Raw genomic sequence first — 765 nt, 5'->3', positions numbered from 1 at the left:
AATCAGAACCACCAGTAAACTGGTGGTTTGCACAGCCCCTATAAGGGGCTATTACAGGCTTAGCCTCTCTAAGAGGCACCGAAAGTTTGACACCGCATTACTATCACAGGCAGCCGCTCACGTGCGACTGCTTATTTTTGCCTACTTATTCTTGCTACCCGTAAACGGGTCTGTAAATTCTTTTATGCTTATTTGATCCGATGCATAATCTTCTTCTAACTGATTTCTGATATATTCTGATATTATCTTTTTGTTCTTTCCAACTGTATCCACATAATATCCCCTACACCAAAAATGTCTTGAACCATACTTATACTTTAAATTTGCATGTCGATCAAATATCATTAGTGAACTTTTTCCCTTGAGAAACCCCATAAATTGTGCTATACTTATATATGGCGGTATACTAACTAACATATGTACATGGTCTGAGCAAGCTTCTGCTTCTATTATTTCCACTCCCTTTTGTTCGCAAAGCTTTCTTATGATTTCCCCGATGTCTTTTTTCAACTGACCATATATTTCTTTACGCCGAAATTTTGGCGCAAATACTATGTGATAATGACATCTGTAACTTGAATGTGCTGTATGTTTTATTTCATTGGTATTTTTCTTTAACATTGTTTAAAACCTCCTTGATATTTTAGTAATGCGGTTGCCAAACCTTTTACTATTATATCTCAGGAGGTTTTATTTGCATATGCTTAAGCTTTTTATCTTCCCCCAGTAGAACTGGGGGTTTATTTCCACGTCTAAAGACACCAA

General features: G+C 36.6%; 1 protein-coding gene. It reads right to left on the bottom strand.

Features of this window, described 5'->3' with window-relative positions:
• Positions 1 to 141 precede the first annotated feature (141 nt).
• A complete protein-coding gene (gene tnpA, locus KQI32_RS13275; RefSeq protein ID WP_216426134.1) occupies positions 142 to 621 on the bottom strand; it encodes an IS200/IS605 family transposase in 480 nt (159 codons plus the stop codon).
• Between the last annotated feature and the right edge of the window lie 144 nt (positions 622 to 765).

The organism is Acetivibrio sp. MSJd-27 (genome assembly GCF_018918095.1).
In the GTDB taxonomy this organism is placed as follows: Bacteria; Bacillota; Clostridia; order UMGS1840; family HGM11507; genus HGM11507.
This window is presented reverse-complemented; position numbering and strand designations above follow the sequence as displayed.